The organism is Streptomyces hokutonensis (assembly GCF_042751305.1).
GTDB lineage: Bacteria > Actinomycetota > Actinomycetes > Streptomycetales > Streptomycetaceae > Streptomyces > Streptomyces hokutonensis_A.
Map to the genome: position 1 here is coordinate 597,909 of NZ_JBHYWD010000001.1, position 17,422 is coordinate 615,330.

The window sequence follows — 17,422 nt, forward strand, 5'->3', positions numbered from 1 at the left end:
TAGTAATTGCGACACCACCAAATATACTTAATCGGACACATAACGCCCATATCCCCCCCCCGGGGGGGGGGGCCGGTTTCCTACCCGCACCCGGGCCCCTTCATGTGCGTCAACGCGTCTCAGACCTGCTCGAAGTCACCCGCGAGCGCCGAGGCGATCCGCAGATGCGAACCCGCCTCCTCGTGCCGGCCCTGCCGCTCCAGCGTGCGGCCCAGCATCAGCCGCGCGTAGTGCTCGACCGGGTCACGCTCCACGAGGACCCGCAACTCGGTCTCGGCGCGCCGCAGTTGGGCCGAGTGGTAGTAGGCGCGCGCCAGCAGCAGACGCGGTCCGGTCTGCTCCGGCACCTCCTCGACCAGCCCGCCCAGCACCCGGGCCGCGGCGGCGTAGTCCTTGGCGTCGAAGAACATCTGCGCGCGCTCCCAACGCTCCGCCGGTGTTCCGTGGTCGTAGTACGTCATGTCCACTTGACCTCCTTCGACGCCCTCAACGGACCATGTTGGTTGAATATTCCACTACTCCGCTACGGCGGCCAGCTCGGCGTTGGCCCGCTCGGCGACCAGGGTGAGAACGCGACCGGCGGCCAGCAGGTCCTCCTCGGGCAGGTCGCCCCAGATCCTGGCGCTCGCCGCGCTCGTCTCCTTCGTGATCCGCTCGAACAGCTCCCGGCCGGCGTCAGTGATCCGCACGTCGGACGCGTCCGTTTCGACCAGTCCGGCCGCGATCAGTTCGTCGATGGTGCCCTGCACGGAGTCCTCGCCGACCTTCAGGGACGCCACGGTGTCCGCGGCGAGCTGCCCGCGGTCGACGGGCCCGGCGGCGAGGGCGAGGGGCCGCAGGACGATCTGCTGCTGGAAGCCGAGGCCGTGGCGGGTGAGGACGCTCTCCAGGACGGCGCGGGCCGCGTAGTGGGCCAGGCCGAGCATGCGGGCGTTGGCAGGGGGCGTGGTGGTGGCGGTGGTCATGACTACTCCTTCTCGTGCTCACTCGCGGGGTTGAGGGGTGTGTCGAGCAGAATCGCCAGGTCCCGGCTGAACTCCCGGGTCCGTTCGCTGTCGAGGCCGCCGAGCGGCTCCAGCAGCTGCTGCAGGAGACCTTGTACGACCTTGATCGCCTGCCGGGTCACTTCACGGCCCTCGTCGGTGAGGGCCAGTTGGACCGCGCGCGGATCGCGGGGGTCCCGGGTGCGCTCGACGAGGCCCGCGGACTCCAGGGCGCGGGCCAGCTTCGACACATAGAGGGCTTCGAGTCCGGTGCGGTCGGCGAGGTGCCGCTGGCTGGGGCGCAGCCCGGAGCGCTGCATGCCGTACAGCGACGCCACCAGGGAGTACTGCGCATGGGTCAGTCCCAGGGGTGCCACCGCGCGGTCGACCGCCACACGCCACTTCATCGACAGTCGCCAGACCAGAAAACCGGGCGTCGCGCCCTCGGATGCCGTACTCATGACCGATACAGTACATGGCTACTATGTCCATGGCTACTATTTTTGAACAGGGGGCCAATGGCGGGGGAGAGGCCCCGGGAGGCGGACCGGCGCTTGACGGACTGACGGAACCGCCCCGACGGGACTAGGTTGTCGCCATGAGCAATCTTGATCGCGAAGCGGTTCCGGCCCTGTGCGGCGGCCGCGGTTTCGTGGTGGCGGAGCCCGTCCGTGAACTCCTCAGCCCTCGCAAGGTCCAGCTCGGCGAGTCCACCGAAGTCCGCCGGCTGCTGCCCAACCTGGGCCGCCGTATGGTCGGCGCCTGGTGCTTCGTCGATCACTACGGCCCCGACGACATCGCCGACGAGCCCGGCATGCAGGTGCCGCCGCACCCCCACATGGGTCTGCAGACCGTCAGCTGGCTGCACGAGGGCGAGGTGCTGCACCGCGACTCGACCGGCAGCGTCGCGACGATCCGCCCGCGCGAACTCGGCCTCATGACGTCGGGCCGCGCGATCAGCCACACCGAGCAGAGCCCCAAGACGCACGCCCGCTTCCTGCACGGCGCACAGCTGTGGGTCGCCCTGCCCGACAGCGACCGCCATGTAGAGCCGCACTTCGAGCACCACGCCGAGCTGCCGGTCGTCACGGCACCGGGCCTGCGTGCCACGATCGTCCTCGGCGACGTCGACGGCGCGACCTCGCCCGGCACGACGTACACCCCGATCGTCGGCGCGGACCTGGCCCTCGCGGCCGGCGCGGACGTGCGCCTGCCGCTGGAACCCGACTTCGAGTACGCCGTCCTGGCCATGTCCGGCGAGGCCCACGTCGACGGCGTCCCGGTCCTCCCGGGCTCGATGCTCTACCTCGGCTGCGGCCGCACCGAACTCCCGCTGCGCGCCGCGTCGGACGCCGGCCTGATGCTGCTGGGGGGCGAGCCGTTCGAGGAGGAGCTGATCATGTTCTGGAACTGGATCGGCCGCACCCAGGAAGAGATCGCGCAGGCCCGCGAGGACTGGATGACGGGCTCGCGGTTCGGTGAGGTCAAGGGGTACGACGGGGCGCCGCTGCCGGCTCCCGAGCTGCCGCCGGTGGGGTTGAAGCCGCGGGGGAGGGTGCGTTGACCTGTTGAGGTGCGCCAACGGGTCTGCGGAGCTCGATGCAGGCACGGCGTCCATTCCAAGGTGTGGCCGTGTGCGGGCGGCTGTGGCAGTCCGCCTGCCGACTTTTGCCGACTTTCCTGATGGTGTGTCAGTCGTCTGCTGCAGCTTGTGAACGGAAAAGGACGGTGTCTCGGTGTCTCGCGATTGGCGGGTACTGACAAGACACGAGGACGGTGGTGACTTGGCTTGGTAGACCTCGGTGCCCGCTCCGGTTGTTGCGCAACAGCAGGTTCTTCGTCTGCTGGTGGTGCACGAGCTGCACGGCGGTGAGGACGGCGCGCCGAGCAGCAGGCCGGCGATGAGCGCGACGGTGAGCTGTGCGGGGTCGTCGTGCTGCACGATGTGGGTCGACCAGTGGCCGAGCGCGGCGAGTTGCGGGATGCGGATCAGGCCGGTGACGGTCAGCAGGCCCGAGGAGATCGTGCTCGTCCCGCCCAGGATCAGCGCCGTGGCGGTCAACAGTCAGGTGTCCAGGCGGAGTTCGCAGCGCTAGGACAGCGGCCGGGCGGCGAGCGGGGCGATCAGCGTGAGCAGCAGCGGGAGGTAGACGGCGATGCGCATCCGTACTTCGCCTCCTACCGGTCGGTGTCAGGCCCGGGGCCGAGCAGGCGGCGCAGCAGGTCGGCGTCGGTGTCGGTGTCGGTGTCGGACAAGGTGTCGGCGCAGCGGGCGGGGACGACCTCGCGTTCGGGCCGCTCCTCCAGGACGATGCGCATGCGGCGGGCGGCGAAGCCGGCGTCGTCGGTGACGGGGGCGTAGGCGCGTCCGCGGAGGGTGCGGGTGAGCAGGCCCTGGTGTGCATGCGGGTGAGGATCGTCACCAAGCTGCTGTAGGTGAGCTCGCCGCCCTGGTGTTCGGCCACATCGCCCTGGGTCAGGGCGGTGCCGGCCTGCTGGAGGAGGTCGAGGAGCTGGGTCTCGCGGACGCCGTTCGCCCGTTTCGGAGCGCGCCCCGCTGTGTCGGCTGCCATGGCCAGGCCGCCGTCCTCGGAGTCGTCGAGGGGGTGACCGATTTCCTGCCCGTCTCCTCCACCAACCACCCGAAGCTCACCGAGGGTTCGTGAGCATTCCGGTCGACGACACCTCCTTGGTCGGCTTCACCGCCGTCATCCAGGTCGGCGCGATCGCCGCCGTCCTCGTCCACCTCTTCAAGGACATCACCCGTATCGTCTCCGCCTGGGGGCGCGGCATCCGCAACCGTGAGGAGCGCCAGAGTCACGACTGCAAGTTCGGACCCCCGTTGATGTCTGTGCACCTCAATGGCTGATGGATCCGGCCAGCACGTTGAGGACGGGGCCTCCGGCAAGACCGAGGCCAAGGGAGATCGCCGCGGCGGCGTACGCCGTCACGCGCGCCGCACGGTCGCCGTCGGCGGGCATTCCGGAACCGCCTCGCGAGACCGCGGGCAGGATCCAGCGTAGGTAGTAGAACAGCGACGCCACGGTGTTGGCGGCGGCCAGGACGGCGAGCCACGCGTAGCCGCCGTCGAACGCGGCGCTGAACACTTCGAGCTTGCCGAGGAAGACCGCGGTGGGCGGGGTGCCGACGAGCCCCAGCAGACAGATGACGAGGCTGGCGGCGAGCAGCGGACGTTGCTTCGCGAGTCCTTGGTAGTCGTCCAGGGTGTGCGCGTGGGGGAGTGCGCAGACCACGGCGAAGGCGCCGAGGTTGGTGACCGCGTACGCCGCGAGGTAGTAGAGCAGTGCCTGTTGGGCCAGGTCCGAGCGGCCCGCGACGGCGACCGGCATGAGGAGATAGCCGACCTGGCTGATCGTCGAGTAGGCGAGCAGCCGCTTGACGTCCTGCTGGAAGAACGCGCCGAGGTTGCCGAGCGTCATGGACGCGGCCGCGAGGACGGCGATGAGCGCGGGCCACGGCAGAGTGCTGTCGGCGAAGACCGCGTCGCCGAGCCGGAAGAGCGCGGCCAGTGCGCCGATCTTGGGAATGGTGGTGAGCAGTGCCGCGACCGGCGGGTTGCTGCCCTGCACGGCGTCGGGCACCCAGAAGTGCGCCGGCACACCGCCTGCCTTGAACAGCACGCCCGCCAGCAGCCCGATGGCCCCGGTGGCGACCAGCACCTTGGGTGCGTCGCGGAAGGCGTCGCCGAGCATCGGGTATCCGGTTCCGCGACCGGTGGCGTACAGGACCGTGATGCCGGTGAGCATCAGAACGCCCAACAGGGCACCGATCACGTAGTACTTGAGGGCGGCTTCGGTGCCTGGCCCGTCCTTGCGGAACCCGGCGAGCGTGTAGGCGGGGATGCTCGCCAGCAGGTAGCCGGCCGCGAGCAGCAGCAGATCCTGTGTGCCCGCCATCATCAGCGCGCCGAGGGCCGCCAGTTGCACCAGGACGTAGAACTCGCTCTCCCGCGGGTCTCCCCGCAGAGGTCCGAAAGAGACCCCGAGGACGAGAAGGGTGCCGCCGAGAACCACGATCCGGGACGTGCTGGTCACCGGGTCGATGGCGAAGGCCTCGCCGAAGGCGGTCGTGGCAGGGTCCGCCGCGGCCACCGATGCCGCGGCGAGCCCGGCCACACACGCGACGCAGGCCAGCAGGCCCACGGCCCACTGCCGTGCCCGCGGCAGCCAGGAGCCGAGGAGTAGGCCGAGCACGGCCGACGCGGCCAGCAGCACCTCCGGGAGGAGGTCGAGCGGGTTTTCGTTCATCTCGGTCATCGGGTGAGCAGCTCCAGGACGGAGCGGGAGGCCGGCTCGATGATGTCGAGAAGGAAGCGCGGTGCCACTCCGAGCACCACGGCCAGCACGAGCAGTGGCACGACGGCAAGGCCCTCGTGGAGGCGAATGTCGGGGAACGCACGCGGCGTACCCGGTGCGTCGGGCAGGTGGAGTGGTCCCATGAGGAGCTGTCGCAGGGCGCGCAGGAACAGTCCGGCGGTGAGGAGGATGCCGATGACCGCGAGTGACGTGGCCACGGGGCGTGGTCCGAGGCTTCCGGTGAAGATCTGGAACTCGGCGATGAATCCGGAGAAGCCCGGCAGGCCGAGCGAGGCGAAGGCCGCGATGCCGGTCATCGCCGCGAACGCCGGTGCTACGGCGGCCAGTCCGGAGTAGGCGCCCATGTCGTACGTCCGCCCCCGTTCGTAGAGCACCCCGGCGAGGAGGAACAGCGCGCCGGTGAGCAGGCCGTGGCTGACCATCTGCGTCACCGCTCCGGTGACGGCGAGGGAGCGGGCCTGCGCGGAGCTGTCCGAGGTCGCGGCGGCGGCGCCGATCGCGAGCACGATGTAGCCCATGTGGTTCACGGAGGTGTAGGCGACCATCCGTTTGAAGTCGGTCTGCGCGAGGGCGACGAGGGCGCCGTGGAGCACCGAGAGTACGCCGATGACGACGAGGACCAGGGCGTAGCGCCGCCAGGCCTCAGGGAGCATCGGCATGGCGATGCGTACGAAGCCGTACGTGCCCATCTTCAGCAGCACCCCGGCAAGGATGGCCGAACCGGCCGCGGGCGCCTCTACATGGGCGAGCGGCAGCCATGTGTGGAACGGCACGGTCGGTGTCTTCACCGCCAGGCCGACGACGATGGCCAGCAGCACGAGGCCGCCGTAGACGGAGCGTCCGGCGAGCGGGTTCTGCTTCGTCAGCTCGACCATGTCGAAGGTGTGCGGGGACGCGGCGAGGTAGAGGCCGATGAAGCCGAGCAGGAGCGCGAGCGAACCGATGAACGTGTAGAGGAAGAACTTCAACGCGGCGCGGGCCGCCTGCCGGTGGCCCCATCCGGCGATGATGAAGTACATCGCCACGATGGACAGATCGAAGAAGACGAAGAAGAGGATCAGATCGAGGGCCGCGAACAGCCCGAGACACGTGGTCTCCAGGAACAGGAACAGCGCGGCGAACTCGCGGATACGGCGCTTCTCGCGCAGCGAGTACAACGCGCAGGCGAGGAACAGCAGACAGGTGAGAGCGAGCAGAGGCAGCGAGAGCCCGTCGACGCCGACGTGGTAGCCGACACCGGCGCTGGGAATCCAGCGGGCGCGTTGCTCGTACTGCATTCCGCCGTTGGTGCTGTACCCCGCCCACATCGCGATGACCAGGGCGAGTTCGAGCGCCGACGCCATGATCCACACGATGCGGACGACCGTCGGAGTCGTGCGCCCGGGCAGGGCGAACAGCAGCAGTGCGACTGCTACGGGCACGAAGACGAGCGCGGTGAGCAAGCGGGTCACCTCACGAGGACGAGCACGACGGCGAGGACGGTGAAGGCCGCGACGGCCTGGGCGAGGTACTGGTGCAGCTGGCCGGTCTGTGGGCGGCGCGCCAGGCGGCCGAGGGCGCGTGTCCCGGTGGCGACCGAGGTGACCGCGCCGTCCAGGGCACGCTCCACCACGTCGTTCGTCCAGTGGGCGAAGCGAACGGCTGACGAGGCCGCCCCGTCGACAGCCCGGTCCAGCCCGCGGTCGTCGAACGCCGCGGCGGCGCGTGCGAGGCGCATGACGGGGGCCACCAGCAGCAGGTGGGCGGCACGTTCGAGGAGGAGCCAGTCCGTGAAGCCCGACTTCGCCCGTTCAGGCAGGGGCAGCGGGCGCGTTCCCCAGGACCAGGTGACTGCGCCCGCCAGCAGAGCAAAACCCCCGGAGAGCGCGAACTCCCAGATATCCGGGGCGGGTTGACCGGTGTGGGCGAGGACGCGTTCGACGCTGTCGCGCAGCGGCGGGAAGGCCAACGGCGTCAGCGCGAGGCAGGCCACGGCCAGCAGAACGAGTGTCGCCACCGCGCCCTCCGGGATCCGGCGGGCGTCGGGTCGTGGCACGGCGGCCCGCCACAAGTACCACAAGGCCTTGGTGCTGTAGACCGCTGACAGCAGCGCGGCGGCCACCCCGGCGGCGTACAGCCAAGGGTCGGCTTCCAGGGCTCCCGCGAGCAGGACGTCCTTTGCGGCCCACAGCGAGAGCGGTGGAAGCCCGGCCAGGGAAAGCGCGGCCACGGTGAAGGCCATGCCGACCGCCCGCTGGTGGCGGGCGGCGCCGAGCAGTTCGGGGAGCCGCTGCGTGCCCAGCGCGGTCAGCCAGGCGCCCGCACCGAGGAAGAGCAGGCTCTTCGCCGCCGCGTGGGCGATGAGTTGTAGTGTCCCGCCGGAGGTCGCGCCGGTTCCGGCCGCGAGCACCATGAAGCCGATCTGCGCACAACTCGACGCGGCCAGCAGTTGCTTGAGATCTGTCTGCGCCACCGCGACGAGCCCCAGGCAGACCGCGGTGGCCGCTCCTGCCCACGCGACCGTGTCGTCGCCCCAGGCGGAGGCGTCCAGCAGCGGCCCGGTCCGCAGCAGCAGATACGCCCCTGCGACGACCATCGTGGCCGAGTGCAGCAGCGCGGAGACCGGACTCGGCCCCTGCATCGCCTTCGACAGCCAGAAGCTGAAGGGCAGCTGGGCGGACTTGCCGAGGGCGGCGGCGATAATGCCGGCGGTGACGAAGGACAGCCACGGTTCGTCGATGCGTCCGAGCCCGCCGAGCGAGAGCGTCGAATCCTGACGGCTCGCGAGCGCGGCACCGGCCGCCAGATAGAGACCGAGGTCCGCGGTACGGGTGGTGAGGAATGCCGTGTTCGCCGCGCTCGTACGCTGCGGATCCCGCCACCAGTAGCCGATGAGCGCCCACGACGTGGCGCCCATGACCTCCCACCCCATCAGGAGGACCGGAAGGGTCGCCGCGGTGACGGTCACGAGCATGCTCCCGGCGAACAGCAGCATCAGCCCGAAGAAGCGGGCCCGTGCCTCGTCCGCGCCGAACTCCGCGGCGCTGAAGAGGAGTACGGCGAGGGTGACCGCGGTGACCGTGACGGCCAGCAGTCCGGACAGCCCGTCCACCGCGAGCCGTACCGGCAGACCGTCGAGAAGCGGGGCCCGTACGGTCGGGTGCCGAAAGGCCGCCGTGACGGCGAGTCCTGTCGTGGCGACCGCCACGGTGAGGGCGATACCGGGTGCCTGCCGGTCGGCCTTGCGCCCCGTTACCAGAAGCAGGACCCCGGTGCCGAGCGGTGCGGCGACCAGCGCCCACAGCAGGGCGCTCACTCCCTCAACTCCGCTGCCATGTCGGTCAGGTCGATCTCCCGCGATCGGAACAGGGCGGTGACGACGGCGAATCCGATAGCCATCTCCAGGGCCATCGCCGTGACCGCCACGACGATCAGGACCTGTCCGTCGGCGGTCGCCGGCGCGATGTAGTGCCAGGCCGCCGCGGCGGCCAGGATCACGCCGCCCAGCATCAACTCGATGCCCATCATCAACATCACGATCGACTGCTGGGTCAGCGCCCCGAACAGCCCGATGCAGAAGAGTGCGGCGGCCGGCAGCAGAAACAGCTCCAGACTCACCGGCCGACACCGCCTCGTACGGGATCGTCCGCGCGGCGAGCCCGCAGATCGTCGCCGAACCGGTCGTATCTCCCGCGCCGGGTGGCCAGCACCACGGTCGCCACGATCGTGGCGAACAGAGCCATGCCCAGGGTCATCATGGTGAGCATCTGCGGCCCCATGAGTGACATACCGAGATCCATGGTCGGATCGGCGGGAGCCCTGCCCTTGCGCGCCGGCCAGGGCGCGAACAGGATCCCGCCGGCCAAGAGCGCGAACACCAGCCCACAGAGCACGGCCGCACCCTTCTTGTTGTGGATCATCGTCATCGGCATCAGCCCGGCCGGATTCATCATGTACATCACCATGAAGACAGCCATGATGGCCATCTCGATGGTCATCATCAGCACGATGACGATGCCCAGGTAGTCGAGCCCCAGCAGTACGACGAGCCCGCCCACGCACAGCAGCGAGGTCAGCAGGGAGAACGTCGCGCGGGCCATGGAGTCGAAGCGGAACACCATCGTGCCGCTGACGACCGCGAGGACGGCCAGCGCCCAGAAGACCGCGACACCCATTACGTACGACACCTCGCTCTCGTCATTGCCTTCACCGGTTCAGCACCACCACTGCCACGACCAGCGCCTGCACGATGGCCAGCGGGGTCAGTACGACCCAGGCCAACTCCACATAACGCTCCATCCGCAGCGTCGGAACCCTGCGCCGGACCCAGACCAGGAACGCCAGCACAGCCGTCGTCTTGAGCACGGTCCACGCCCAGCCGGGCAGCAGCGGACCGTGCCCGCCGCCCAGGAAGAGCGGCACACTGAACGCCGCGGCGACCACCAGCAGCAGCCACCGGCCACCGAGGAAGAGCGCACGGTCCGCCCCGGACAGCTCGGAGGCCGCGCCGCCGGCCACGTCCCGCCCGACGGGCTGGTCGAACGGCCCCCAGAACGCCATCGCCATGGCGCTCAGCAGATAGATCCCGAAGGCCACCGGCATCCACACCGCGAACCACAACCCGGCCTGGGCGTCCACGACTTCACCCACCCGCAGTGACTCGGCGCCGAGCGCAGCCGTGGTGATCGCGAGCATGTGCGGCAGTTCGTACGCCAGCCCCTGCGCCAGGAAGCGGTAGCCGCCGATGAGCGACAAGGCGGAGTTCGGTCCCCAGCCCGCCAGCCACACCGCGGCCCAGGCCAACGCCTCCATGGCGTTGAACCAGACGATTCCTTCCGGCAGATCGCTCAGCGACCGGAAGCCCAGCGGCAGTACGACGGCGGCGAGAACCGCGGCAACGGGCAGGAGAGCGGTCCCGATCCGGGTCAGCGGCACGTCCGACGCCCGAGTCCGCCGCGGTTGCTGCACGAGCTGCCGCAGCACCTCACGACCGGGACTCATGGCTCGGACAGATGCCTCACGGAGCGACCCGGACCGTCCGCTTCGAGCCCCGGCGGACAGCAGGGCATCGAAACCGGCAGTCACCACGGCCACGGCGACCAGGAGCAGGGGAAGCACGAAGACCGCCCACAGCGGAGCGCGCTCAGCCATGAACCATCCCCGTCACGGATACAGGCACGAGTTCGTCGAGATCCGGGTCGAGGCTCGCGACGATGGTCCGCGCGCACGCGAACTCGGCGCCCTCCAACAGACCGGGCAGGACGTCCAACAGCGCCCGTGAGGGTGGTGGCGAACCGAAGACTCTCCCGCGCGGTCCGACCGCCTGGGACATGTCCAGAGCCCGGGAGTCGTCAGCCGCGGCGGCACTGCGCCCGACCGCGTCCAGCCACACGAGCATACGGCTGTGCGCGTCCCCGTCGGCGACCAGCGCGGGGCCCGTGACGCCGTGATGCCGCGCATGCCCGGCAGGCAGCGGCCCCAGCCCGGCAGTCAGCCAACGCAGCGTCCGTGAACGCTCGGCGCGACGGACCAAAGGCCGTACGACAGCGGAGAGTTCAGTGGCAGAGGCCCCCGCGAGGGCCCGGTCCCGTACGTGCCGGGCACGGGCGGCCATGTCACTCCACCCGGCCACGGCGAAGAACCTGCCCAGACTGTCCAGGTGCGCGGCACACAGTCGGCGTGCCGCCTCGCCCTGAGAAACCTGCTCGCCCGTGGCGGCGCGCAGGAACGGCTCGTTCCAGAAGGGCAGTTGTGGCGATGGGGGAGGGGCCGACCGTTCAACGGTGGCCTCTTGAACGATGTCGCCCTGAAGGGAAACCCTTAGAACCAGTCCCGCGGGCCAGTCGGCCAGTGCAGGCCCCAGGGGCACGTGCAGGCGGTCGAGCCGCAGCCCGTCCCGGTCGTCGGCGCGCTCCGCCATGGGCAGACCGTCGACTACGCCCATGCCGTGTCCGGCGTGACCGTGATGACCGCCGTGCATGTCGTGACTGCCGTGGCCATCGTGCGCCTCGTGTCCGCCGTGCTCGGTGTGATCCTCGTGGCCGGCATGGTCCTTGGGTGCTTCCTGGTCTCCGTGTGCTCCGTGCCCCTCTCGCCCGCCGCCGCCATGTTCGCTGTGTTCTGCATGGTCACGGTGGCCGTGCTGTTCCATGTCCTCGGAGACCGGCGGAGAGTGCTCACCGCCATGACCATGCGCTTCATGTTCTGGGCTGTCGTGGCGACCGGGATGCGGAGTGCCATCACCGTGTTCGTGGTGAGCTGTGTGTTCCCCGCTCGAACCATGGCCGTCATGGACCTCGTGCGCCGAGTGCTCGCCGTCCTCTTCGTGACTGCGGTGACCTTGCTGACCGTTGCTCTCACCGTGGGCGACCGGAAGCCCTCCACCCGCGAGTTCAAGCAGCCCGCGATCCAGCGCATCGGAGGCCTGTTCCGCATCCGTGATCTGTATCCGGGCCTTGGGCGCCGGAATGCCGGCCCACACGGTCGCGACCCAGCCGTTCCCCTCGTCGCCGGGTTCGCCCGCGATTACGAGCAGATCAGTGTCCGCCGGCACGACCACGCACGGCCATCCCCGCCGTACCAACTCGGCCTCGACCGCCAGCCGTTCGCGTGTCGCCCCGGGACACACCGCCAGCAGCACTCCCGGCCGGGACATTGCCGCGCGCACCAGCGTGCGTTTCAACTCCACCGGAAGGCTCCCTCTCGCCAGGCGTACCCGACACCCGCGAACAGCACGCCGAGGAAGAGGAACATCTCGACGACCGCGCTCGTACCGACCGCCGAGACCACCTTCGTCCACGGATACATGAACAACATCTCCATGTCGAAGGCGAGGAAGATCATCGTGACCGGGTACCAGCGAACGTGGAACCGGGACAGAGCGTGCTCCTGGGGTTCGAGCCCACCGCCGAACGGACCTGTGTGCAAGGGCTCGCGGATCGCTCGCAGCGCGATCGAGACGGCGTGCAGCAGGACGACCGCCGCGACGAGAAGTACGAGAAGCGTCAGCACTGGTTGCCAGTCGGAACTCTCGGAACTCTCCACTCGGTTCCTTCCCCTGATGGACCCCGAACCCGGCTACCGCCGCCAGGCATCATGCCAACCACGTGCCGCGGGCCGAATGCGCGACACCGCGATCAGTGGTCGATTCTCCTCAAATCCCGTGAGGCGTTGGCCGACGCGTCTCAGCCGACCACGGACCCGCTCGACGCGGCCACCGGGCTGTCGGTCTCCGGCTCAAGAGTCAAGCCCCCTTTGTGAAGACAAGCACCTCCGTAGTGGCGACGCCCATGGGCGCCAGGAAGCTGGCCTCCAGGCTGCAGCCGAGGGTCGCGAAGAGGTCCACGCATGTCCGGCGAGGCACGGCGGCTGGGTAGGAGCCGTGCCCCGTGCCGCCCTGCGTCGCCCAGGCGCTCACCGCGGCCGGGTTCAGGCAGGTCTCTGTCATGACGTCGAAGACGATCCGGCCGCCGGGTCGAGTGACGCGTGCCATCTCGAAGAAGTAGCGGGAGGCGCAGAGGAAGGTCACGGTGTTGAAGACCTTGTGGGCCTGAACGAGGTCGATGCTGCCGTCGGGTGTCGGGGAAAGACTGCATCCTGCGGTCGGTTGGGCGATCACGCTGAATGTGTCCACCAGGTAGTCGGCCCAGGGTGCTGCCGTCTCGTAGATCTCGTAGCGGTCTGGTGAGCACTCCTTCAGCGTCTTCTCCAGATACCGTCCGGACCCGGGGCCGATCTCCAGCACCGTGTTCGGGTTGGCGGCGAAGACGCCGAGAGCGCGTAGCTCGTCGATGGTGGACTGGGTGGCGCCAGGCGTCCCGTTCATCACCTCGTCGATGTGGTCACCGACCGACAGGCCGGCTGCCCGCGCAGCCCGCATCGTTGCCTCGAACGGGATGAAGTCGTCGACGCCCCCCAGGTTGTTGGCGCTGCGCACGATGTCGAATCCAGCATGTCCCAAGAGCCGCTTGACCCCCGACTTCAACACTGACGTCCTCCTTTCTGCTGCCCTCGTCAAGCAGTCCCACGTCTTCACACGATCACGTTCGGAAGGCGGAAGCCTTCTCAGTTCCGCAGCGGTTGGCCGGTTTCCTCACTGGTGGCGCGCAACGCGGCGAGCTTCTTGCGCAGCTCGTCCAGTTCCGCCCGGGTGGCGGACGATTCGGTGCGCCGCGAGGTGTCCGAGCCGCCGCGCAGCATCAGCCAGGTCATCAGGCCCACGCCGAGCGGGCAGGCCAGGAGCAGCAGCGGATACAGGAACTGAGGCATGTGGGACCTCCCGGTGGGCGGAGGGTCGCGCGTGGGGCCGCCGAACGACTCTTCTACTAAGTAATTTAGATCAATCTGGGAGTCGATGCCACCCTGAGCAGGGCGGTCCGCGGGTCACGATGGCAGTTGAAAGCCGGTGGTCAGCGTCTGGAGCCGAGCGATCAGCTGTCCCCACCAGCGGGTCACCTGCATGACGCCCACCGCCACCAGCAGCACTCCGCCGAAGTGCGTCACAGCTCGTACGTGGCGTCGTGCCCAGGTGAAGCGGCGCATCGCGCCGGGACGGAAGGTGGGTCGCCGGCTGAAACCGGCCCACGGCACCTACTCGAGCAGCCCGGCGAAGACCAGGCCGAGCGCGATGGTGAGCGAGCCGGAGCGCGATGCCAAGCGTGCGTTGGTGTACCAGCAGTGCGGAGACTGCTCCGCCGGAGAGTGCGCCGTCGCTGGTGACGACGACGGCGAAGCCGACCACGAAGAGAAGCCGACCGGCCGGGACCCGCCATCGCGCCGTGCGTCTGTCGGCCTCGGCGGCACCCGCGCCGGACATTCCGGCGACGTACGAGAGGTGGCCCGGGACCAGGGGGAGACAGCAGGGAGCGCAGAAGGGCAGGCCTCCGGCCGCGAGGGCCAGGACGAGGGCGAAGGTGGGCAGGCCTGCAGTGACCATTTCGCCGACTGCGGCGAGCATCGCTGGGCCGCACATCCGTCGCTCTGCCTCGCCTTCTCCGCGGCGAGATCCTTCAGTAGCTCAGTCAGTGTCGTGTAGGTCGTCGGGTCGATGATGCGGGCGGGGATCCGTCCGTGGCGGTCGGTGAACACGGTGCTGGGAACGGCAGACCCTGAAGTGCGGCCGTTGAAGCCCAGGAGCAGCTTGCCGTCGGGATCGCGGAAGCTGGGGTACGTGATGCCGTAGTTCCGTGAGCATCGCCGCGAACGCGCCCAGGCCGGTCCGTCTGTGGGGTTTGCGCATGGTTGACCGCCACTCGTGCGGCCGGGATCGCCGGCCCGTGACGAGACGATGTCGGTCATCAGCTGACCGGCATTGCGAAGGTACTTAGTGGAGATGCGCGGGCTGCCTGCGGTGCAGAGGTCCGTTCGCCTTCCGTCCGACGTCGATATGTAATACCCTCGGGGGGTATGGAGCAGCTTGAACATGCCGAGGCCGAGCAGGCGCCGCCGGGCTACCACGACGAGAAGGACGCCGTGCTCAAGCGCCTCCGCCGCATCGAGGGGCAGGTACGCGGACTGCAGCGCCTGGTGGAGGAGGATCAGTACTGCATCGACGTGCTCACCCAAGTGGCAGCCACTACCAAGGGTTTGCAGGCCGTGGCGATGCAACTGCTCGAGAAACACCTGGACCACTGTGTGCGCGAGGCCATGGTGGCCGGAGGGGATACGGCCGAGGAGAAGGTCGCCGAGGCTTCGCGGGCCATCGCCCGGCTGCTGCGCACGTGATCCCGACCTTGTGTTCGGTGTGTATTCGGCGAGCCCTGACTCCTTCCGGTCGCCGGTCGACCGGGCCTCGAGCGGCTCGGGCGGCCTGATCACAACGGCGGAGCCGGCCTGGAGCCTGCCGGGCGAGGAGTGCCGCAAGTCGGACAGTGCCTCTTCCCCCGTCGGGGATCGTGGAACCCGCGGGCGAGGAGGTCGACGGTATCGGCCGAAGGGCTGACGTCGTCCCGGCCGGCGGGGCGACGCCAGCCAACTCCGCAGCGGGTGGGGTGGGGGCCATGGATGAGCGCCCTGTTCCCGGTTCCTGACGAGCTCATGCAGCCGGCGGTGAAATGCATCAACTTCGGTCGCCGCTGTGTCTGATCCGGCAACCCCGCCTCCTGTCCTGCCCCGCCGTGTGCCGTACGGATCGGTGGGCCGAGGCTCGGAATCGGCGGCCTGGAGTGCGAGCATCCATTAAGCAAGTTAGTATATCCGGGCGTAAGAGGGATGGGACGTGCCCCCATCGAACCGCACTGTTGTGTCATTCCTGGGCTCTGGAACTCTCCGGCGACGCAGCGGCGCGGTGTCTGCGGCGAAAGGCACCACCAGCCGCGTGCACGGGCAGGGGGGCAGTGAGGTGGCCCCCACGGACCGCTGCCCGTGCACGCACTCCTCGGCCCCCGGCAAGGGGGATGACCTGTGCCGCCCTCCCGCGTCCGTGTACCCTCGCCGACGCGGACGACTCGGCCAGGCCCGCCTCTTCCGCTGGCGGCGCGTCAATCGGGCGGTGAAGAAGAGGGTCTTCTCCCTGCATGGCCGTCGTCTCCACTGCGTCGACCACGGGTCGGGCACGGAGGCGTTCTGTGAGGTTTCGTCGAGCGCCGACCGAAACGGCACTTCCCCTGGAAACTCCAGCAGTGAGCGGCCGCTGCGTTGATCGAACCCAGGCGACGCACTCCTCGTAGGGGCTGTCCGCCCCTCGCATGCCGCTTCCACGTCGAAGCCAACTGCGGCGGGAATCCGCTCGACACGATCTGGGCCCCTGACCCGGCTGCTCTCCACTGTCGCGTCGAGAGTGAGCGCCTTCGCGGAACGGGGACATGGTCGATCAATGTGGAAAAGACTACTGTTCTACTTAGTAGCTTCTGTATTGCGATTGCTCGGACAGGAGGTCCACGTGGGATATCGCAAAGAGAACTGGGGCGTCGTGATGGCCGGTTCCGTCGAGATGCGTTCGACGGTCGCGGATCCAGAGGCATCCGCTCATGACGACCGTGTTCAGTTCGATGATCCGTCTCTCGCTGCCTCCTATGTCGCCTCGTATCAGGGCGCGGGGCCCGCGAGGCGGTATTTCTCCTCCAGGCTCTATGCGGTACTCCAGATCCTGGATCGATGTCCTGGTGGCGATCTTCTCGATGTCGGCTGCGAGCCAGAGATGTTCGCCCGGCGTGTGCTCGACACTCGTCCCGGTGTTTTCCGGATCACCGCCGTCGACCGGGCGCCCGCGATGATCGCCGAGGCCGTGTGCCGCACGACGGGTGCCGAGGTCGAACTGTCTGTCGGAAAGGCAGAGGCGCTGCCGTTCCCGGATGCGAGTTTCGACGTCGTGGTCGCGATGGGGGTGCTGGAGTACTGCGACCCTTCCGTGGTCTTGCGGGAACTTGGCCGCGTTGTGCGCCCGGACGGGCTCGTTCTCGTCAGTATGCTGAACCCGCTGAGCCCGTACCGCCTGTTCGAATGGGGGGTGTACTGGCCACTGCTCCGTCTCCTCGGCCAGGTCGAGGGTGTGCTCGGCCTGCCCCCGGAGCGAAGGCACGGTGTGCCGAAGTCCGGTATCCGGGCGCTCCCGGCTGGGCGGTTGCGGCGGCGGATGAGGGGAGCCGGACTTTGTCCCGTCGACCTCGTCCACTACGACCTGACCCCCTCGGTCCCGCCATTCGATCGGTTCGTGTCCCGGTGGACGCGTCGACACCAACGACCGGCGGACACCATCGGTCGGGGTCTCTGCCGCTGGCCGGGGACGGCTTACCTGGTCGCCGCCACTCGTTCCGGATGAGGGGCGCGTCGTCGGCCGAGGTCGCTCGATGTGGGTTCGGCTGAGGCCAAGGCGACTCATGCACGGCCCGGCCATCGGCGCGGCCTGTTCGGCGAGTGTTGCCGGAGGAGGGCCGCCGGATCTTGCAGGTGATGAGGGCCGCGGACGGGTCGGTGATGGCCAAGGACGTGTGCACCGCCAGTCTGTGACATCAGTAGAAAGGGTGTAACCAAGTTGCCCCTGGCGGTAGTTGGGATTGGGGTGAAGAAGACCAGCAGTCCCGCCGCGCCGAGGGCGCCCGCGCCCGAAGGCCCCGGGCGCCGGGAACAACCACGCCGCCCCCCCCCCAAGATAAAGCCCCAGCCACAACGGGTTGTGGACAACAA

At 69.0% G+C, this 17,422-nt stretch carries 19 protein-coding genes and 1 pseudogene; 5 read left to right on the forward strand and 15 right to left on the reverse strand.

All coding sequences use genetic code 11. The annotated features are described in order from the left end of the window. Positions 1-119: 119 nt before the first annotated feature. Genes ACFXC1_RS02695 through ACFXC1_RS02705 form a run of 3 tightly spaced genes read right to left on the reverse strand, consistent with a single transcriptional unit; the run spans position 120 to position 1,444 of the window. Entirely contained in the window at positions 120-467 is a 348-nt protein-coding gene (locus ACFXC1_RS02695) for a tetratricopeptide repeat protein (RefSeq protein ID WP_019068407.1), read from the reverse strand. A 48-nt stretch (positions 468-515) separates the two neighbouring features. Then, the gene (locus ACFXC1_RS02700) at positions 516-965 is read right to left on the reverse strand and encodes a MarR family winged helix-turn-helix transcriptional regulator (RefSeq protein WP_381237788.1); all 450 of its coding nucleotides are present in this window, start codon (positions 963-965) and stop codon (positions 516-518) included. A gap of 2 nt (positions 966-967) precedes the next feature. Beyond that, positions 968-1,444, reverse strand: a complete 477-nt coding sequence (locus ACFXC1_RS02705; RefSeq protein ID WP_381237791.1) for a MarR family winged helix-turn-helix transcriptional regulator — start codon at positions 1,442-1,444, stop codon at positions 968-970. A 137-nt stretch (positions 1,445-1,581) separates the two neighbouring features. On the opposite strand from ACFXC1_RS02705, the gene ACFXC1_RS02710 reads away from it, so the two are divergent. Beyond that, entirely contained in the window at positions 1,582-2,547 is a 966-nt protein-coding gene (locus ACFXC1_RS02710) for a pirin family protein (RefSeq protein ID WP_381237794.1), read from the forward strand. A gap of 283 nt (positions 2,548-2,830) precedes the next feature. Next, complete coding sequence (locus ACFXC1_RS02715) at positions 2,831-3,079, forward strand: hypothetical protein (RefSeq protein WP_381237797.1); 249 nt, start codon at positions 2,831-2,833, stop codon at positions 3,077-3,079. 82 nt (positions 3,080-3,161) lie between these two features. Here ACFXC1_RS02715 and ACFXC1_RS02720 read toward each other — a convergent pair whose 3' ends face one another. After that, complete coding sequence (locus ACFXC1_RS02720; protein WP_381237800.1) at positions 3,162-3,302, reverse strand: hypothetical protein; 141 nt, start codon at positions 3,300-3,302, stop codon at positions 3,162-3,164. A gap of 194 nt (positions 3,303-3,496) precedes the next feature. Here ACFXC1_RS02720 and ACFXC1_RS02725 point away from each other — a divergent pair. Then, positions 3,497-3,816: pseudogene (locus ACFXC1_RS02725) on the forward strand (undecaprenyl-diphosphate phosphatase); the annotation flags it as partial. Positions 3,817-3,841: 25 nt separating this feature from the next. On the opposite strand, the gene ACFXC1_RS02730 reads toward ACFXC1_RS02725, so the two are convergent. The 11 genes from ACFXC1_RS02730 to ACFXC1_RS02780 all read right to left on the reverse strand — a co-directional run bounded on the left by ACFXC1_RS02730 (position 3,842) and on the right by ACFXC1_RS02780 (position 13,840). Next, a complete protein-coding gene (locus ACFXC1_RS02730; protein ID WP_381237803.1) occupies positions 3,842-5,260 on the reverse strand; it encodes an NADH-quinone oxidoreductase subunit N in 1,419 nt (472 codons plus the stop codon). Beyond that, on the reverse strand, positions 5,257-6,762 hold the full coding sequence (locus ACFXC1_RS02735) for a complex I subunit 4 family protein (RefSeq protein ID WP_381239409.1): 1,506 nt from the start codon (positions 6,760-6,762) through the stop codon (positions 5,257-5,259). The genes ACFXC1_RS02730 and ACFXC1_RS02735 overlap by 4 nt, the downstream gene beginning before the upstream one ends. A gap of 5 nt (positions 6,763-6,767) precedes the next feature. Further along, positions 6,768-8,615: an NADH-quinone oxidoreductase subunit 5 family protein gene (locus tag ACFXC1_RS02740; RefSeq protein ID WP_381237806.1), complete on the reverse strand. Its 1,848-nt coding sequence runs from the start codon at positions 8,613-8,615 to the stop codon at positions 6,768-6,770. Further along, positions 8,612-8,917: an NADH-quinone oxidoreductase subunit NuoK gene (locus ACFXC1_RS02745; protein ID WP_381237809.1), complete on the reverse strand. Its 306-nt coding sequence runs from the start codon at positions 8,915-8,917 to the stop codon at positions 8,612-8,614. Before ACFXC1_RS02745 ends, ACFXC1_RS02740 begins: the two co-directional genes overlap by 4 nt. Next, positions 8,914-9,474 (reverse strand): NADH-quinone oxidoreductase subunit J, encoded by a 561-nt coding sequence (locus ACFXC1_RS02750; RefSeq protein ID WP_381237811.1) that lies wholly within the window; start codon positions 9,472-9,474, stop codon positions 8,914-8,916. Before ACFXC1_RS02750 ends, ACFXC1_RS02745 begins: the two co-directional genes overlap by 4 nt. 31 nt (positions 9,475-9,505) lie before the next feature. Then, the gene (locus ACFXC1_RS02755; RefSeq protein ID WP_381237814.1) at positions 9,506-10,450 is read right to left on the reverse strand and encodes an NADH-quinone oxidoreductase subunit H; all 945 of its coding nucleotides are present in this window, start codon (positions 10,448-10,450) and stop codon (positions 9,506-9,508) included. Continuing rightward, the gene (locus ACFXC1_RS02760; RefSeq protein ID WP_381237817.1) at positions 10,443-11,858 is read right to left on the reverse strand and encodes an ICP22 family protein; all 1,416 of its coding nucleotides are present in this window, start codon (positions 11,856-11,858) and stop codon (positions 10,443-10,445) included. The genes ACFXC1_RS02755 and ACFXC1_RS02760 overlap by 8 nt, the downstream gene beginning before the upstream one ends. 119 nt (positions 11,859-11,977) lie before the next feature. Beyond that, positions 11,978-12,343: an NADH-quinone oxidoreductase subunit A gene (locus ACFXC1_RS02765; RefSeq protein WP_381237820.1), complete on the reverse strand. Its 366-nt coding sequence runs from the start codon at positions 12,341-12,343 to the stop codon at positions 11,978-11,980. Between the two features lie 199 nt (positions 12,344-12,542). Then, positions 12,543-13,259 (reverse strand): methyltransferase domain-containing protein, encoded by a 717-nt coding sequence (locus ACFXC1_RS02770; protein WP_381239412.1) that lies wholly within the window; start codon positions 13,257-13,259, stop codon positions 12,543-12,545. Positions 13,260-13,363: 104 nt separating this feature from the next. After that, the gene (locus tag ACFXC1_RS02775) at positions 13,364-13,567 is read right to left on the reverse strand and encodes a hypothetical protein (protein ID WP_381237823.1); all 204 of its coding nucleotides are present in this window, start codon (positions 13,565-13,567) and stop codon (positions 13,364-13,366) included. Positions 13,568-13,681: 114 nt separating this feature from the next. Continuing rightward, positions 13,682-13,840: a hypothetical protein gene (locus ACFXC1_RS02780; RefSeq protein ID WP_381239489.1), complete on the reverse strand. Its 159-nt coding sequence runs from the start codon at positions 13,838-13,840 to the stop codon at positions 13,682-13,684. 864 nt (positions 13,841-14,704) lie between these two features. Here ACFXC1_RS02780 and ACFXC1_RS02790 point away from each other — a divergent pair. Continuing rightward, a complete protein-coding gene (locus ACFXC1_RS02790; RefSeq protein WP_381237825.1) occupies positions 14,705-15,022 on the forward strand; it encodes a metal-sensitive transcriptional regulator in 318 nt (105 codons plus the stop codon). Between the two features lie 1,156 nt (positions 15,023-16,178). Then, the gene (locus ACFXC1_RS02795; RefSeq protein WP_381237827.1) at positions 16,179-17,057 is read left to right on the forward strand and encodes a class I SAM-dependent methyltransferase; all 879 of its coding nucleotides are present in this window, start codon (positions 16,179-16,181) and stop codon (positions 17,055-17,057) included. Positions 17,058-17,422 lie beyond the last annotated feature (365 nt).